13 protein-coding genes and 1 pseudogene are annotated in these 15433 nt (G+C 72.2%); 5 read left to right on the top strand and 9 right to left on the bottom strand.

From position 1 onward, the window contains the following. Nucleotides 1-13 precede the first annotated feature (13 nt). Entirely contained in the window at nt 14-814 is an 801-nt protein-coding gene (locus tag ACFZBT_RS06505) for an aminotransferase class IV (protein ID WP_391099137.1), read from the top strand. Between the two features lie 83 nt (nt 815-897). On the opposite strand, the gene ACFZBT_RS06500 is transcribed toward ACFZBT_RS06505, so the two are convergent. Further along, nucleotides 898-1365: a carboxymuconolactone decarboxylase family protein gene (locus ACFZBT_RS06500; RefSeq protein WP_391099135.1), complete on the bottom strand. Its 468-nt coding sequence runs from the start codon at nt 1363-1365 to the stop codon at nt 898-900. A gap of 64 nt (nt 1366-1429) precedes the next feature. After that, nucleotides 1430-2818: an aminotransferase class I/II-fold pyridoxal phosphate-dependent enzyme gene (locus ACFZBT_RS06495; protein WP_391099132.1), complete on the bottom strand. Its 1389-nt coding sequence runs from the start codon at nt 2816-2818 to the stop codon at nt 1430-1432. 47 nt (nt 2819-2865) lie between these two features. Between ACFZBT_RS06495 and ACFZBT_RS06490 the strand changes: the two genes are divergently transcribed. From ACFZBT_RS06490 to ACFZBT_RS06480, 3 genes are read left to right on the top strand one after another with little or no spacing between them, the layout of a single operon-like run. After that, a complete protein-coding gene (locus ACFZBT_RS06490) occupies nt 2866-3375 on the top strand; it encodes a carboxymuconolactone decarboxylase family protein (RefSeq protein WP_391099130.1) in 510 nt (169 codons plus the stop codon). Next, the gene (locus tag ACFZBT_RS06485) at nt 3372-3818 is read left to right on the top strand and encodes a carboxymuconolactone decarboxylase family protein (protein ID WP_391099127.1); all 447 of its coding nucleotides are present in this window, start codon (nt 3372-3374) and stop codon (nt 3816-3818) included. Before ACFZBT_RS06490 ends, ACFZBT_RS06485 begins: the two co-directional genes overlap by 4 nt. Next, on the top strand, nt 3815-4531 hold the full coding sequence (locus tag ACFZBT_RS06480; RefSeq protein ID WP_391099123.1) for an isocitrate lyase/phosphoenolpyruvate mutase family protein: 717 nt from the start codon (nt 3815-3817) through the stop codon (nt 4529-4531). The genes ACFZBT_RS06485 and ACFZBT_RS06480 overlap by 4 nt, the downstream gene beginning before the upstream one ends. A 7-nt stretch (nt 4532-4538) precedes the next feature. Here ACFZBT_RS06480 and ACFZBT_RS06475 read toward each other — a convergent pair whose 3' ends face one another. The 5 genes from ACFZBT_RS06475 to ACFZBT_RS06455 form a co-directional block, all read right to left on the bottom strand. Further along, entirely contained in the window at nt 4539-5495 is a 957-nt protein-coding gene (locus ACFZBT_RS06475; protein WP_391099120.1) for a glycine betaine ABC transporter substrate-binding protein, read from the bottom strand. Between the two features lies 1 nt (nt 5496). Next, complete coding sequence (locus ACFZBT_RS06470) at nt 5497-7446, bottom strand: ABC transporter permease subunit (RefSeq protein WP_391099118.1); 1950 nt, start codon at nt 7444-7446, stop codon at nt 5497-5499. Next, nucleotides 7446-8516 carry a betaine/proline/choline family ABC transporter ATP-binding protein gene (locus ACFZBT_RS06465; protein ID WP_391099116.1) on the bottom strand — a complete coding sequence of 357 codons (1071 nt, stop codon included), beginning with the start codon at nt 8514-8516 and terminating at the stop codon, nt 7446-7448. Before ACFZBT_RS06465 ends, ACFZBT_RS06470 begins: the two co-directional genes overlap by 1 nt. Before the next feature lie 41 nt (nt 8517-8557). Next, nucleotides 8558-10090, bottom strand: a complete 1533-nt coding sequence (locus ACFZBT_RS06460) for a GMC oxidoreductase (RefSeq protein ID WP_391099113.1) — start codon at nt 10088-10090, stop codon at nt 8558-8560. A gap of 67 nt (nt 10091-10157) precedes the next feature. After that, nucleotides 10158-11678 (bottom strand): aldehyde dehydrogenase family protein, encoded by a 1521-nt coding sequence (locus ACFZBT_RS06455; RefSeq protein WP_391099110.1) that lies wholly within the window; start codon nt 11676-11678, stop codon nt 10158-10160. Nucleotides 11679-11770: 92 nt separating this feature from the next. On the opposite strand from ACFZBT_RS06455, the pseudogene ACFZBT_RS06450 reads away from it, so the two are divergent. Continuing rightward, nucleotides 11771-12913: pseudogene (locus ACFZBT_RS06450) on the top strand (pentapeptide repeat-containing protein); the annotation flags it as partial. 346 nt (nt 12914-13259) lie between these two features. Here the strand turns inward: ACFZBT_RS06450 and ACFZBT_RS06445 are convergent. Together ACFZBT_RS06445 and ACFZBT_RS06440 are read right to left on the bottom strand one after the other, a co-directional pair. Next, the gene (locus tag ACFZBT_RS06445; RefSeq protein ID WP_391099108.1) at nt 13260-13613 is read right to left on the bottom strand and encodes a hypothetical protein; all 354 of its coding nucleotides are present in this window, start codon (nt 13611-13613) and stop codon (nt 13260-13262) included. A gap of 2 nt (nt 13614-13615) precedes the next feature. After that, nucleotides 13616-15370, bottom strand: a complete 1755-nt coding sequence (locus tag ACFZBT_RS06440) for a hypothetical protein (RefSeq protein ID WP_391099106.1) — start codon at nt 15368-15370, stop codon at nt 13616-13618. Nucleotides 15371-15433: the final 63 nt, after the last annotated feature.

The raw sequence follows: 15433 nt of genomic DNA, 5'->3' as shown, positions 1-15433 counted from the left end.
GGAGGAGCGGGTGGTGACACGACCGGCGGTGGCCGAAGGACTGTGGGCGTGGACGCCCGGCCGCGGCCTGGCCCCCGCCCCGGACCAAAAGGCCGGGGGGCGACTGCTCGTCGCGGACTCGTGGCTGCTGCGCGAGGGCCGGGTGCGGGCCCATGCCCGTCACCGGGAGCGGTTCTCGCGGTCCTGTGTCGAGAGCGGCGGGCCGGAGCCGCGCCGGCTCGTCGCGTTCTGGCAGGCCGTGACCGCCGCGCTGCCGCGCACGGGTGAGTGGTTCCCGCGCGTGGAACTCGCGGCGGAGTCCCTGGAGTTGCGGCTCCTGGTGCGACCCGCCCCGCCGCTCGGCACGGAGATCCGGCTGTGGGCGGCGGGCCAGTCCGACCCGCGGGCCCTGCCCCGCCGCAAGGGTCCGGACCTGGAGGCCCTGGCCCGGGTGCGCCGCCTGGCCGCCGCCGAGGGCGCGGAGGAGGCGGTGCTGATCACGCCCTCGGGCACGGTGCTGGAGTCGGCCACCGCGAGCGTGCTGTGGTGGGAGGACGACACCCTGTGCCTGCCCCCGCCCCAGCTGCCCGTGCTGCCGGGGGTGACGGCCGGGCTGATCCAGGAGCGGGCGCTGCGGTCCGGGATCCGGATCGCGCACCGCGAGCGGACCGTGGCCGAACTGGACGGCCGTGAGGTGTGGCTCGTGAACGCGCTGCACGGGATCCGGCCCGTGACGGGCTGGACGGGACGCCCGATGCGGGTGCCACCGGCGGAGCGGGCCGGGGAATGGCGGACGTGGCTGGACGGCCTTATGGAGCCGCTGCCCGAAAGATGAATTCGGGCACTACGACGCCGGGCCGAAAGAATTCGACCCGGCGTGATGTCCGCTGTTCTTTTTCAGATTTTCGGCACCATGCGTCAGTTCTTCGGCACCATACGCGTGGCTATCGCGATGCGGTTGTAGGCATTGATGACGGTGGCCGCCCAGATCAGCGCGGCGATCTGGTTCTCGTCGAAGACCTCGGCCGCCTCGGCGTACACGGCGTCCGGGACACGACCGTCGTGGACCAGGGTCACGGCCTCGGTCAGCGCCAGCGCTGCGCGCTCCCGCTCGGTGAAGAACGGCGTCTCCCGCCAGGCGTTCAGGGTATACAGGCGCTGCTCGGTCTCGCCCTGGGAGCGGGCGTCCTTGGTGTGCATGTCGAGGCAGAACGCGCAGCCGTTGATCTGTGAGGCGCGGATCCTGACCAGTTCGAGCAGTTCCGGTTCGACCTTGGCGTCCTGCGCCGCGGAAACGGCGGCGGAGTGCAGGGAACCCATGGCGGCGGAGACGTCCGGGGTGATTTTCTTCAGGGCCACACGGGATATGGGAGGGCTTTCGTTCATGGGGTGACCATATCCCCGGAACCGCATTCCCGGAGGGGAATTCCCGCAATGGTCCGGATGTGATTTATCCGGGCAGTACCGCGCACAGCGCGTCCAGCGCCCCGGACCAGGCGTGGTCCGGCGGGGTCCCGTATCCGACGACCAGGGCGTCGACCGGCGCGGCCTGCGCGGCGGGGTTGGTGTAGCGGGCGAGTCCGTGGAGCGCGAGCCCCCTCCAGTGGGCGGCCTGGACCACGGACTGCTCGGTGCCGGGCGGCAGCCGCAGCAGGACGTGCAGACCGGCCGCGATGCCGGTGACCCGGGCCCCGGGAGCACGGGCCGCGACGGCGGCGACCAGGGCGTCCCGGCGGCGGCGGTAGCGCAGGCGGGTCGCGCGCACATGGCGGTCGTAGGCCCCGGAGGCGAGGAACTCGGCCAGCGTCAGCTGGTCCAGCACCCCGCAGGTGTCCACGCGGCCCTTCGCCGCCGCGACCTCCTCGGCGAGGCCCGGTGGCAGCACCATCCAGGCCAGTCGCAACCCGGGGGCGAGGGACTTGCTGGCGGTGCCCAGATAGACCGCCCGGTCGGGGTCCAGGCCCTGGAGCGCGCCGACGGGCTGACGGTCGTAGCGGAACTCGCCGTCGTAGTCGTCCTCCAGCACCAGCCCGCCGGTGCGGCGCGCCCAGTCCACCACGGCGGCGCGGCGGTCGCGGTGCAGGGGCACGCCCATGGGGAACTGGTGGGCGGGGGTGAGGAGGATCGCGTCGGCCCAGGACAACTCGCCCGGGTCCGTGCCCAGTTGGTCGAAGGGCAGCGGGGTGGTGTCCAGGCCGGCCGCGGCGAGGAGCCTGCGGTGCGCGTCGAGCCCGTACGACTCGACCGCGACGGTCCGTGCCCCGCGTGCCCGCAGGGCCGTGCCGAGCAGCTTCAGGCCGTGCGCGAACCCGGCGCACACCACGATGCGTTCGGGGTCGGCGCGTACGCCCCGGGCCCGTGAGAGGTAGCCGGCGAGCGCGGCCCGCAGCTCCGCGCGGCCCCGGGGGTCTCCGTAGTCCAGCGCGTCGTACGGGGCGGCGGTGAGGGCGCGGCGGGCGGCCTTGAGCCACTCGGTGCGCGGGAAGGACGCGAGGTCGGGGCTGCCGGGGCGCAGGTCGTAGGCCGGGCGTGCGGGTGCGCGGGGGTGGGGCGCCGTACCGGCCGGCGGGACGACCGTCCTGGCGGCGACCCGGGTCCCCGAGCCCTGCCGGGCGGTGAGCCAGCCCTCGGCGGCGAGGTCGGCGTAGGCGTCGGCGACCGTGTTGCGGGCGATGCCCAGGTCGGCTGCGAGCGCGCGGGAGGAGGGCAGCCGGGTGCCGGGGGCCAGTCGGCCGGAGCGCACCGCCTCGCGCAGGGCGTCGGTCAGCCCCCGGCGCAGGCCCGGGCCGGTCGGCTCCACGTGCAGGTCGACGCCGAAAGTGGCCCATGGTTCCGCCATGGAAATGGACCATACTCCTGGGCTGCCTCCTTCCTAGGGTCGAGGGCATGACGACGCACACCGAGAACGCCACGAAGGTGGAGTACGCCCCCGAGCGGCCCGCCCGCCTGGAGTGGGCCAAGCACGCACCCGACGTCTACAAGGCGATGGTCCGGCTCGACACCGCCGCCCGGCAGGGCCTCGACCACACGCTGTACGAGCTGGTGAAGATCCGCGCCTCCCAGATCAACCACTGCGCCTTCTGCGTCGACATGCACACCAAGGACGCCCTCGCGGCGGGCGAGAGCGTCGAGCGGATCGTGCAGCTCAGCGCCTGGGACGAGTCGCGGCACTTCTACACCGAGAAGGAGCTGGCGGCGCTGGAGCTGACGGAGGCCGTGACGGTCCTGACGGACGGGTTCGTCCCGGACGAGGTGTACGAGCGGGCCGCGCGGCACTTCGAGGAGGCGGAGCTGGCGCAGCTGATCGCCGCGATCACGGTGATCAACGCCTGGAACCGGTTCGGCGTGACCTGCCGGATGGCGCCCGGGCACTACCAGCCGGGCCAGTACAAGTGACGGCACGGACCCGGCTGCTCGACCCTGCGGTGGGCCGGGCCATGTCCACGCTCAGCGCGGTGGCGAAGAAGGGCCTCGGCGATCCGGCCCTGGCCGAACTCGTCGTGCTCCGCGCCTCGCAGCTCAACCAGTGCGCGTTCTGCCTCGACATGCATCTCGCGCTCGCCCGCGAGTACGGCGTGAGTGAGCGGAAGCTCGACATGCTGGCCGCGTGGGAGGAGGCCGAGGAGGTCTTCGACGAGCGGGAGCGGTCCGCGCTGGCGCTGACGGAGGCGGTGACCCTGCTGACGGCGGGATTCGTGCCGGACGAGGTGTACGAGCGGGCCGCCAAGCACTTCGACGAGGCCCGGCTGGCGCATCTGATCGGGCTGGTCGTCGCCATCAACAACTGGAACCGGGTGATGGTGAGCCGCCGGATTCCGCCAGGGGGGTACACGCCGTGAGCAAGGTGGACGCGTTCCGCGCCCTGCACCACCACCGAGTGCCCGACGATCCACTGGTCCTGCCCGGCCCCTGGGACGCGGCCAGTGCCCGGGTGTTCGTGGAGGCGGGCTTCCCGGCTCTCGCCACGCCCAGCGCCGGAGTCGCCGCGTCTCTGGGGTACGAGGACGGGCGGACCCCGGCCGACGAGATGTTCGCCGCGGTCGCCCGGATCGTCCGGGCCGTCGACGTGCCGGTGTCGGCGGACGTCGAGGGCGGCTACGGGCTCGCCCCGAAAGAGCTGGTCGAGCGGCTGCTGGAGACGGGGGCGGTGGGCTGCAATCTGGAGGACTCCGAGGACGGGGTGCTCAAGGACCCCCGCGCGCACGCCGACTGGCTGGCCGAGGTGCGGGAGGCAGCCGGTGAGCGGCTCTTCGTGAACGCGCGCGTGGACACCTTCGCCCGCGGAGTCACCGATCCGGGACGGACCATCGAGCGGGCCGCGCTGTACGTCGCCGCGGGCGCCGACTGCGTCTACCCGATCGGGGCCCCGGCGGAGGTGCTGCCGCTGCTGCGGGCCGGGATCCAGGGGCCCGTCAACGTGGGAGCCCTGATCGGCGAAGGCCCCTCGCCCGCCGAACTCGGCGCGCGAGGGGCCACCCGGATCACCTTCGGGCCACGACTCCAGCGGTGGGCCACCGGGGCCCTGCGGGAGATCGCCGCTCAGTTGACGTGAGGGGGCGTCAGGGCAGCCACTTCTTCCACGTGGACTTGTGGCTGTCCACCCACTTCTTTGCCGCCTCCTCCGGCGTCATCTTCTTGTCGGCGATCATCAGGGAGACCTCGTTCTGGTCCTCGGTCGTCCACTTGAACTTCTTCAGGAACGCCGCCGCCTTGCCGCCGTTCTTCGCGAAGTCCGCGTTGAGGTACTTCTGCAGCGGCGTGTGCGGGTAGGCGCAGGCGACCTTCTCCAGGTCGGCGTCGCAGCCCTCCTTGTACGGCGGCAGCTTCACCTCGGTCATCGGGACCTTCTCGAACAGCCACTGCGGGGAGTACCAGTAGGTGAGGAAGGGCTTCTTCTCCTTGGCGAACTGCCTCATCTGGGTGATCTGCGCCGCCTCGGACCCGGCGAACACCACCTGGTAGTCCAGCTTCAGGTTCTTCACCAGCGCCTTGTCGTTGGTGACGTAGGACGGCGAACCGTCCATCAGCTGGCCCTTGCTGCCGCTCTCCGGGGTACGGAACTGGTCGGCGTACTTGTTGAGGTTCTTCCAGTTCGTGATGTCCGGGTGCTTCTTGGCGAAGTACGTCGGGACGAACCAGCCGATGTGCCCGGTGACACCGAGGCCGCCGCCGGGCGCGATCGTCTTCTTGTCCTTGACGTACCGCTGCTCCTGCTCGGGGTGGCCCCAGTCCTCAAGGAGCGCGTCGACGCGGCCCTGGCTGAGCGCGTCCCAGGCGGGCACCTCGTCGACCTGGACGGTGTCGACGCGGTAGCCCAGCTCGTTCTCCAGGAGGTACTGGGCGACGGCCACGTTGGACTGCGCGCCCACCCAGGACTGCACGGACAGGGTGACGGACTTGGCGCCCTGCGCGTTGGCGAAGGGCGAGGCCTGCTTGGTCATGTCGGCCGCGCCGCAGCCGGTGAGCAGCGCCAGGGAACTGACGGTGGCGGCTATGGCCGTCGTACGGACTCGCATGTCAGGCTCCCTTCTTCGCGCGCCGTTCGGTGGGCTGGGTCACCCGGTCGAGCATCAGGCCGAGGCAGACGATGGCCGCGCCGGCCACCAGACCGGTCGCCAGGTCGCCCTGGGCGAGGCCGAAGACCACGTCGTAGCCGAGTGCGCCACCGCCGACCAGGCCGCCGATGACGACGACGGCGAGGACCAGGACGAGGCCCTGGTTGACGGCGAGCAGCAGGGCCGGGCGGGCCAGCGGGAGCTGCACCTGCTTCAGCTGCTGCCAACTGGTCGCGCCGAGCGAGCCGGCGGCCTCCAGCGCGGCCGGGTCGACCTGGCGCAGGCCCTGGGTGGTGATGCGGACGACGGCGGGCAGCGCGTACACGATCGCGGCCGCGACGGCCGGGGCGCGGCCGACGCCGAACAGGGCGACGACCGGGATCAGGTACACGAACTGCGGCATCGTCTGGAAGACGTCCAGGACCGGGCGCAGCAGCCGCTCCAGACGGTCGCTGCGGGCGGCCGCGATGCCGACGGCGAAGCCGAGGACGAGGGTGACGGCGACGGCGGCGAGGACCTGCGAGAGGGTGTCGAGGGAAGGCTTCCATACGCCGAGGACGCCGATCGCGGCCATGGCGAGGACGGCGGTGAGCGCGGTGCGCCAGGTGCCGATGACCCAGGCCAGGGCGGCAACGATCAGCAGCACCGACCACCAGGGCAGCCCCTGCAGGCCGTCGCGCATCGGGTCGAGCACCCAGGTGGTGAAGTGGCCCGCCCAGTCCGCGGTGCCGCCGATGACGGGGACGCCGGAGTAGAGGTGCGCGGTCATCCAGTCGACCGCGCGGTTGACGGGCTCGGCGATGCCGACGACCCACGACTCGGGCCAGTCGAGCCGGCCGACGAGCCGCCCGGCGACCGCCACGGCGGCGAAGGCGACCAGTGCGTACAGCCAGCCGAGGCCGCTGCGGGGCTCGGGTTCGGCGCCGAGCTTCTCCCCCGCCGCGCCCGTGACGCGGTCCAGGACGACGGCCAGCAGCACGATCGGGATACCGGCGGCGAGCGCGGCACCGACGTCGACCGAGGCCAGCGCCTGGTAGACACGGTCCCCGAGACCGCCCGCACCGATGACGGCCGCGATGACGGCCATCGACAGCGCCATCATGATCGTCTGGTTGAGGCCGAGCAGGAGTTCCTTGCGGGCCAGCGGGATACGGGCCGTCAGCAGCCGCTGGCGCGCGGTGGAGCCGAGCGACTCGACCGCCTCCAGCACCTCCTTGTCGGCGCCGCGCAGACCGAGCGAGGTCAGCCGGGCCATGGGCGGGGCAGCGTAGATGACGGTGGCCAGGACCGCCGCCGGGACGCCGATGCCGAAGACCAGCACGACCGGCAGCAGATAGGCGAAGGCCGGGAGGACCTGCATGGTGTCCAGGACGGGGCGCAGGATGCGGTCCATCCGGTCGGACAGCCCGGCGGCGAGCCCGAGCAGCGCGCCCACCACGACCGACGCGAGGACCGCGACGACCATCAGGGCGAGCGTCTGCATGGTCGGCACCCACATGCCGAGCAGGCCGCAGGCGAGGAACGCGACGCCCGTGCCGAGCGCGAGCCGGAGGCCCGCGACGCGCCAGGCGACCAGCGCGCCCAGGGCCGTGACGCCCGCCCAGCCGACGGCCAGCAGGCCGAGGTAGACGGCTCGTACGGCGATGACGACAACATTGCTGACGTGGCCGAAGAAGTACAGGAACAGCGGGTGGCTGTCGCGGTTGTCGATGATCCAGTCGCTGGCCTTGGCGAGCGGCTCGGAGAAGTCGACGGTCAGTGCGGTGGGCCAGCTTCCGCTCGCCCAGCGGGCGTTGGCCAGCGGCACGAGGACCGCGGCGGCCAGGGCGAGGAGCAGCAGCTTGTGCACGGCCCGGTGCTTGAGGAGGCCGGGCAGTCCGACCCGGGGCGGGTTCGCGGTGATGGTCGCCATCACACCGCCTCCTTGGACCGCTCCGTCCCGGGCGGAGCGGGCTGCTCCGTGCCGGCGACGACACCGAGCAGCGTGTCGGAGTCGACCACGCCCACGCACCGGCCCTCATCCACGACCCGGGCCGGCGCGCCTGCGCGGGCGACGGCCTCGATCGCCTCGGAGACCGTCGCCTCGGGCGGGATCGCCGGTCCGCTGCCGTCCAGGTCCGCCGAGGGGGTGCGCATGGCGGTGCGGACGGTGAGGACCTGCTCGCGCGGGACGTCCCGGACGAACTCGCGGACGTAGTCGTCGGCGGGCGAGCCCACGATCTCCTCGGGCGTGCCGAGCTGCACGACCTTGCCGTCGCGCATCAAGGCGATGCGGTCGCCCAGCTTGAGGGCCTCCTGGAGGTCGTGGGTGATGAAGACCATCGTGCGGCCCTCCTCGCGGTGCAGCCGGACGACCTCCTCCTGCATCTCGCGCCGGATGAGGGGGTCGAGGGCGCTGAACGGCTCGTCGAAGAGCAGGACCGCGGGGTCGACGGCGAGCGCGCGGGCCAGGCCGACGCGCTGCCGCTGGCCGCCGGAGAGCTGGCTGGGGCGGCGGTGTTCCATGCCCTCCAGGCCGACCTTGGCGACGACCTCGGCGGCGCGCTCCCGCCGCTCGGCCTTGCCCATGCCCTGGATCTCCAGGCCGTAGGCGACGTTGTCGAGGACGGTGCGGTGCGGCAGCAGGCCGAAGTGCTGGAAGACCATGGCGGCGCGGTGGCGGCGCAGTTCGCGCAGCCGGGAGCGGTCCATGGCGCGGACGTCCTCGCCGTCGATGGCGATGGTGCCGGCCGTCGGCTCGATCAGCCGGGTCAGACAGCGCACCAGCGTGGACTTGCCGGAGCCGGACAGGCCCATGACGACGAAGACCTCGCCCTTGCGGACATCGAAGCTGACGTCGCGGACGGCGGCCGTGCAGCCGGTGCGGGAGCGCAGCTCGGCGGGGTCGAGGGCGGTCAGCTCGGGGTCGGCGGGGACGCGCTCGGCCTTGGGGCCGAACACCTTCCACAGGCCCTCCACCGAGAAGACGGGGGTGGTGTCCATGCTCTGCTCCTCTGTGGGGGGTTCGAGGGTCGGTATCTCGGTCACCGGTCACCACCACCGATCAGCTCGGCGGCCTTCTCCCCGACCATGAGCACGCCGATCATCGGGTTCACGGTGGTCATGGTGGGGAACACGGAGGCGTCCGCGATGCGGATGCCCTCAAGCCCGCGGACGCGCAACTCGGGGTCGACGACCGCGAGCCGGTCGTCGGGGTCGCCCATCTTGCAGGTGCCCGCGGGGTGGTAGACGGTGTGCGCGACCTTGCGGGCGTACTCGCTGATCTCCGCGTCGTCGGTCACGTGCGGGCCGGGCGCCACCTCGCGCTTGAGCCAGCCGGCCAGCGGCTCGGTCTTCGCGATCTCACGGGCGATCTTGATGCCGTCGACGAGGGTCTGACCGTCGTAGTCGTCCTCGTCGGTGAAGTAGCGGAAGTCCAGGGCCGGCTTGACCTCGGGGTCGGCGCTGGTCAGGTAGAGCCGGCCGCGGCTCTTGGGCTTGGGGATGTTCGGGGTCATCGAGACGCCGAACTCCGGCCGCTGGTAGCCGAGGCGCTCCGGGTTGTCCGTGAAGGGGATCTGGTAGAAGTGGAACATCAGGTCGGGGTACGGCTGTTCGGGGTCGCGTCGCACGAAGAGGCCCGCGTCGGAGTCCATCGCGGAGTTCTCCGGGATGGGGCCGTTGGTCTCCCACACGATGACCGACTCGGGGTGGTCGAGCAGGTTCTCGCCGATGCCCGGCAGGTCGTGCGTGACGGGTATGCCGAGCTTCTCCAGGTCCGCCTTCGGGCCGATGCCGGAGTGCATCAGCAGCCGGGGCGAGTCGACCGCGCCGGCGCAGAGCAGGACCTCGCCCCGGGCCTTGACGAGGATCTCCTCGCCGTCCTTGGTGCGCACGTGGACGCCCTCGGCGCGGTTGCCGTCGAGCTGCAGCTTGTACGCCCAGGTCTCCAGCATGATCGTCAGGTTGGGACGCTCGTCCATCACCGGGTGGAGGTACGCCACCGACGCCGAGGAGCGCTTGTTGTTCTCGGGGTGGTAGGCGAGGTCGAAGAAGCCGACGCCCTCGGTGAACGGCTTCTTGTTGAAGCCCTCCACGCGCGGCACGCCCAGGGCTTCCTGGGCCGCGTCGACGAAGTCGCGGGCGATGGCGTTCCGGTCCTTCTCGTCGACCGGGACGACGTTGTTGAGCAGGCGCGCGAAGTACGCCTCCATCTGCACCGCGCCCCAGCCCTTGGCGCCGGCGGCCTCCCACTCGTCCCAGTCGGCCGGCAGCGGCTTGAAGGCGATCAGGGTGTTGTGCGAGGAGCAGCCGCCGAGGACCCGGGCGCGGCTGTGCCGGATATGCGAGTTTCCGCGTGGCTGCTCGGTGGTCGGGTAGTCGTAGTCGAGCTCGCCGCCCAGCAGGCCCATCCAGCGGCGCAGGGTCAGCACGTCGTCGCGGCCGACGTCGCTGGGGCCGCCCTCGATGACGGCGACGGTGACGTCGGGGTTCTCGGTCAGACGGGAGGCAATGACGGAACCTGCGGTTCCGCCGCCTATCACGACATAGTCGTACTCGTGACTGGTGTGGGACATGGCGTACTTGCTCCAGAGGGGATGAACCAGCGGGGACGAAGAGGTCGGGCTCGAAGGGTGAGGGAGGTCAGCCCGCGAACCAGCGCACCGGCTTCGGGGCGAGGTTCTGGTAGACGTGCTTGGTCTCTCGGTACTCGGCGAGTCCGGCCGGGCCGAGCTCCCGGCCCACTCCGCTCTTGCCGAAGCCGCCCCACTCCGCCTGCGGCAGGTAGGGGTGGAAGTCGTTGATCCAGATCGTGCCGTGCCGCAGCCGGCCGGCCACCCGCCGGGCGCGGCCCGCGTCAGAGGTCCAGACGCCGCCCGCGAGGCCGTACTCGGTGTCGTTGGCGAGGGTCACGGCCTCGTCCTCGGTGCGGAAGGTCTCGACGGTGAGGACCGGTCCGAAGACCTCCTCCCGGATGACCCGCATCTCGCGGTGGCAGTGGTCGAGGACGGTCGGCTCGTAGAAGTAGCCGTTCTCGGGGCGCTGCGGGGACGGCTCGGGGCGCTTGCCGCCGGAGCGCAGCACCGCGCCCTCCTTGAGGGCGGACTCGACGTACATCTCGACCTTGGCGCGCTGCTGCTCGGAGACGAGCGGGCCGCACTCGACGCCGTCCTCGGTGCCGCGGCCGAGCCGGATCTTCCCGGCGCGGCGGGCGAGTTCGGCGACGAAGCGGTCCCGGACCGACTCCTCGATGATGAGGCGGGCGCCGGCCGAGCAGACCTGGCCGCTGTGGATGAAGGCGGCGTTGAGGGCCTGGTCGACGGCGGTGTCGAAGCCCTCCTCGGTGGCGCAGGCGTCGGCGAAGACCACGTTGGGGTTCTTGCCGCCGAGTTCGAGGGCGACCTTCTTGACGCCGGGCGCGGCGGCCTGGGCGACCTTGGTGCCGCTGACCAGACCGCCGGTGAAGGAGACCAGGTCGACATCGGGGTGCTCGGACAGGCGCGCGCCGACCGAGTGGCCGGGCCCGGTGACGATGTTGGCGACGCCGGCGGGCAGCCCGGCCTCGACCAGCAGCTCGATGACCGCGATGGTCGTCATCGGCGTGATCTCGCTCGGCTTGATGACGAAGGTGTTGCCCGCCGCGAGCGCCGGGGCGATCTTCCAGCTGGCCTGCAGCAGCGGGTAGTTCCAGGGCGTGATCATCGCGCAGACGCCGATGGGCTCGTGCACGACGACGCTGTGGATGTCGGGCGAGCCCGCGTCCACGACCCGGCCGGGGGCCTCGCCCGCGACCAGGTCGGCGAAGTAGCGGAAGGCGTCGGCGACGCAGTCGATGTCGACGCGGCCCTCCTCGACGGTCTTGCCCGCGTCCTGGGCCTCCAGCCGCCCCAGCTCCTCGCGGTCGCGCACCAGCAGGTCGGCGACGCGCCTCAGCAGCGCGGCGCGCTCGGCGACGGGCGTGCGGGGCCAGTCGCCCTCGTCGAAGGCGCGCCGGGCGGCGGCGATCGCCAGGTCGGTGTCTTTCTCGTCACCCTCCGCGACAACGGCGAACGGAAGGGCGTCCGCGGGGTCGAGGATCTCGCGGGTGGCACCGGAGACGGCGGCACGCCACTCCCCTCCCGCGTGGATGGTGCTTCGCGCCTGAAGTACGTTGCTTTCCGCCATGACCGCTTTCGCCTTCCGTTCCTGATCAGCGCCCTTGTGTCACACACGTGTCACTAAGAGACCGAGTGCGCCTGCCCCCACCCTCCGGATGCATGCACGATCCATGGCCGAAAGTGCGCTGTGTCACTGAAGATGGGGGCAAACAGGGGCGAAACACCCAGGAAAGATGGGGCGGACGGTGCGGCGAAGGCTCAGTCGGAGCCGGTGTTCCCGCAGGTCGTGCGGGGCGGGCAGAAGTGGCCGAGCGCGGTCCGCAACAGCTCGCGCTCGTCGTCGCGGCCGTCGGCGTCGGGACCGTAGGCGGCGATCGCGTACACCTTGCCGTCCGCGGCCAGGAACCGCTCGTCCACGACGTGCCAGGTGCCGACGTCCGGCGCGCCCTTGAGGGAGTCGGCGAGGTATTCGAGCCGCGTGCCGGTGAAGTCACCGTCGTCCAGGTTCTCCAGGGTGAGCCGCTGGAAGCCGTCGGCCTTCGGGGTCCGGTCGGAGAGGAACAGCTCGAAGGACTCGTCGGGGGTGGCTTCCGCCACCTCGAACACCTGCATCCGCCGTTCGCCGTCGGAGCTGCGGTAGCTGACGACGTCCATGCCGTGCTGGGAGGCCACCGAGGAGCGCGTCCAGCCCGCGGGCCGGGCGATGGCGAAGCCCTCGGCGTCGTCGTAGAGCTCGTAGCCGGCGGGGGGCTCGGTGGCCGGGGAGGACGGCGAGGCGGTCTCGTCGGCGGACGGCTCAGCGCCCTCGGTGGCCAACGTCGAGGGCTCGGCCGTGGAGGGTTCGGCCGTGGAGGGCACGCTCGGGGCGTTGCCGTCGGCGCGGTCGTCCCCGCCGTCGTCACCTCCGGCCAGGGACGTCAGCACCAGGGCTGCGGCGACACCGACCGCGGCGGCGCCGCCCAGCACGGACCACACCAGCCGGCGGCCAGGTCCGCGGGTGGCGACCGGGACGGGCACCGTCGGGCCCTGGAGCGGCCGGAAACCGGCGTGCGGCGGCGCCTGCGGCGGCTCGGGAACGGACCAGGCGCCGGCGACCGGCCACGGCGGGCCGGGCTGCCCGGGGCTCGGCTGCCCGAGGCCCGACTGGTCGGGACCTGGCTGCCCGAGGCCAGGCTGGTCGAGGCCCGGCTGCCCGAGGCCAGGCTGGTCGAGGCCCGGCTGCCCGAGGCCAGGCTGGTCGAGGCCCGGCTGGTGCGGGCCCGACTGCTCGGGACCTGGCTGCCCGAGGCGCGGCTGGTCGAGGCCCGGCTGGTGCGGGCCCGACTGGTCGGGACCTGGCTGCCCGAGGCCAGGCTGGTCGACCCCCGATTGCCCGAAGCCAGGCTGCCCGGGGCTCGACTGGTCGAGGCCCGGCTGGTGCGGGCCCGGTATGCCGGGACTCGTCCGGTGCGGATCCGGGGGTGTGACACCCTCCGGCCGATCGTCACCCGGCGCGCCCGGCCCGGGCTGCGCGGGCGGCGCGGCATCCGGGCGGGGTGGGGGCGGCGGGGTGGCCGGGGCCGCCCCTTCGGTGCCGTCCACCCAGCGCTGGGTCTCCTCGTTCCAGTACCGCTGTCCCCCGCTCATCGCGTCCCTCTCCTCCCGTACGTCACATCCCCAGCAGAACGGCCAGGGCTCCGGCCGACGCGAACGCCGACAGGACGGTCTCGGTGTCCCCGAGCACCTCCCGCAGCCGCTGCAGACGGCCCGCACCGGCCGAACCGGTGCGGTTGATCTCGTCCTCGGTCTCCGCGAGGGCCTCGTCCAGTCGCGCGCGCTGCTCGCTCTCCCGCATCCGCTGCAGGTCGCCCCGCACCTCGCGTACCGCCTGCAGCAGTTCCTCGGCGGACTCGTCGCGCGACCCCTGGACGACGTTGTTGGTGGTGGCGTTGCCGTGCCGGCCGAACGCGAAAGCGGAGTTGTCCGCCCGGTTGATGCTGACGGACGGTTCGTCGGATGCCATCGCTAGTCGGATCCCTTCTGCGGCGCCGGGCCGCTGTTCGTGGTGGTGGCGCTGCCGTGCTCGCCGAACGCGAAGGAGGAGTTGTCCGCGCGCCCGATGTGCACGGCGCCGTTGCTGATGTTCACGATCTTCTGCACGAACTCGCCGGTCTGGTAACCGGCTTCGGCCAGGGCCAGCCGCACGCCGTTCGCGATGCGGTCCTGGACGCTGCGCAGGTAGCGGGCTACGTCCATCTCCTGGAAAGTGGACCCCTCGGCCACCGAGGCCAGTTCCCGGACGGAGACGGCGGGCCCGTCGGGCAGCGCTCCCGCGTAACCGCCGGTCAGCAGCCGCCAGCCGTACACCAGGCCCCGGCCGAGTGTGGCCAGGGCACTGCCCGCGGAGCGGGGCACCAGCACGACGGCCCCGGCCGCCTTGCCGACCACGTTGTTGTTGCGGAACCGGTGGGAGGCGCGGTCGGCGTCCTTGAAGTCCGCGCGTACCGGGGTCAGCACATGCGGGGCGATCTCCAGCATGAGCATGCGGCCCTGCGTGTGGATGCGCACGAAGACCGTGACGACCAGTTCCTCCTCCCAGCCGCCGACCCGGATGCGCAGGAAGTGGCGCCGCTTCTCGGCGCCCTCCTCCACCGCGCGCGCCCGGTGCTGCTCGAAGTCCTGCGGACTGTAGGGAGCCTGGTCACGCTGGTGAAGGCCTTCGGCGGGCAGGAAGACACACTCGTCGATCTCCAGCCGGCGCAGCCGGTCGCGTACCGCGGCCCCGGCGTGTTCCGAGGGCGTACGCAGTTGTTCGAGCAGCGGCAGGATCCGGTTCAGGATCACCCGGTTGCTGAGGGGGTGCTGCTCCTTGGCCTGATCGGGCCGGAGTTCGACGGCGAGCACCCAGGTGTCGTACGCCGCTCCCGCTCCGCGGAACGGATTCGCCTCGTTGTACATGACCAGCGGCGCGTGCTGTTCCAGCCGGATCCGCCGCATCAGCCGCTTGAAGCGCTCGCCCTCGGCGTTCTCCGCGGGGTCGCCGGCGGCATCCGGGAAGCGGGCCCGGGAGAGCTCGGCGGCCAGCGCGCGGGCGAACTGGTTGCGCTGGGCGGCGACGCACAGCGCGATGAGCACGAGCACACCGATCCCGAACCAGGCCTGCCACGCCTCGACCAGGTCGGCACCGTCGGTGCTCGGGACCACGAGGTCGGTGAAGTCCGGCGTGTCGGAGCCGCCGGAGCCGTAGGGGTCGTACGAGCCGTACGAGGACCCGTACGGGGAGTCGTCGTCCGAGCCGCCTCCGAACGCGACGACGACCATGAGGACCGACAGCGCCGCGAAGACGAGTCGGCCCCACCAGCGGAACAGGAAGGCGGCGATCCGCCGGTACAGGGGCGGCTGGTTCCCGCGGCCCCTGATCCAGGGCGCCAGCGCGAGCAGCACGCTGGGCCACAGGAAGCCGGCCAGCAGCCCGCCGCTGAGCGGAATCCCCACCACCCACAGCCCGATGACGGCGGCGGACCAGAGCAGTTCCTGCCGCCGGGCGCGCAGCGCGTGAGCGAGGACGCGAGCCGCGTCGTAGCCGAGCGAGGGCGCCGCGATCCGCTGCTCGTTGAGGTACAGCTCCTCGATGACGCGGTCGCGGTAACCGGAATCCAGGTAGGTGCCCGCACACAGCAGCCGGGTGGCCTCGCTCGCGTGGGGCGGAGTGGGTGGGGGCTCCGGAGGAGTCCCCGGCTGCGTCTGTTCTGGTTGCTGCGGCACGTGTGCGGTGCTCACGCCACTCCCCCTGTGCGCGAAAGAACCTTCTGTGACAATCCAACTGAAGGGCCATCAGCATAG

Source organism: Streptomyces sp. NPDC008137, assembly GCF_042957035.1.
Taxonomy (GTDB): domain Bacteria; phylum Actinomycetota; class Actinomycetes; order Streptomycetales; family Streptomycetaceae; genus Streptomyces.
The sequence above is the reverse complement of the archived record's forward strand: the minus strand, read 5'-3'. Positions and strand labels throughout refer to the sequence as shown.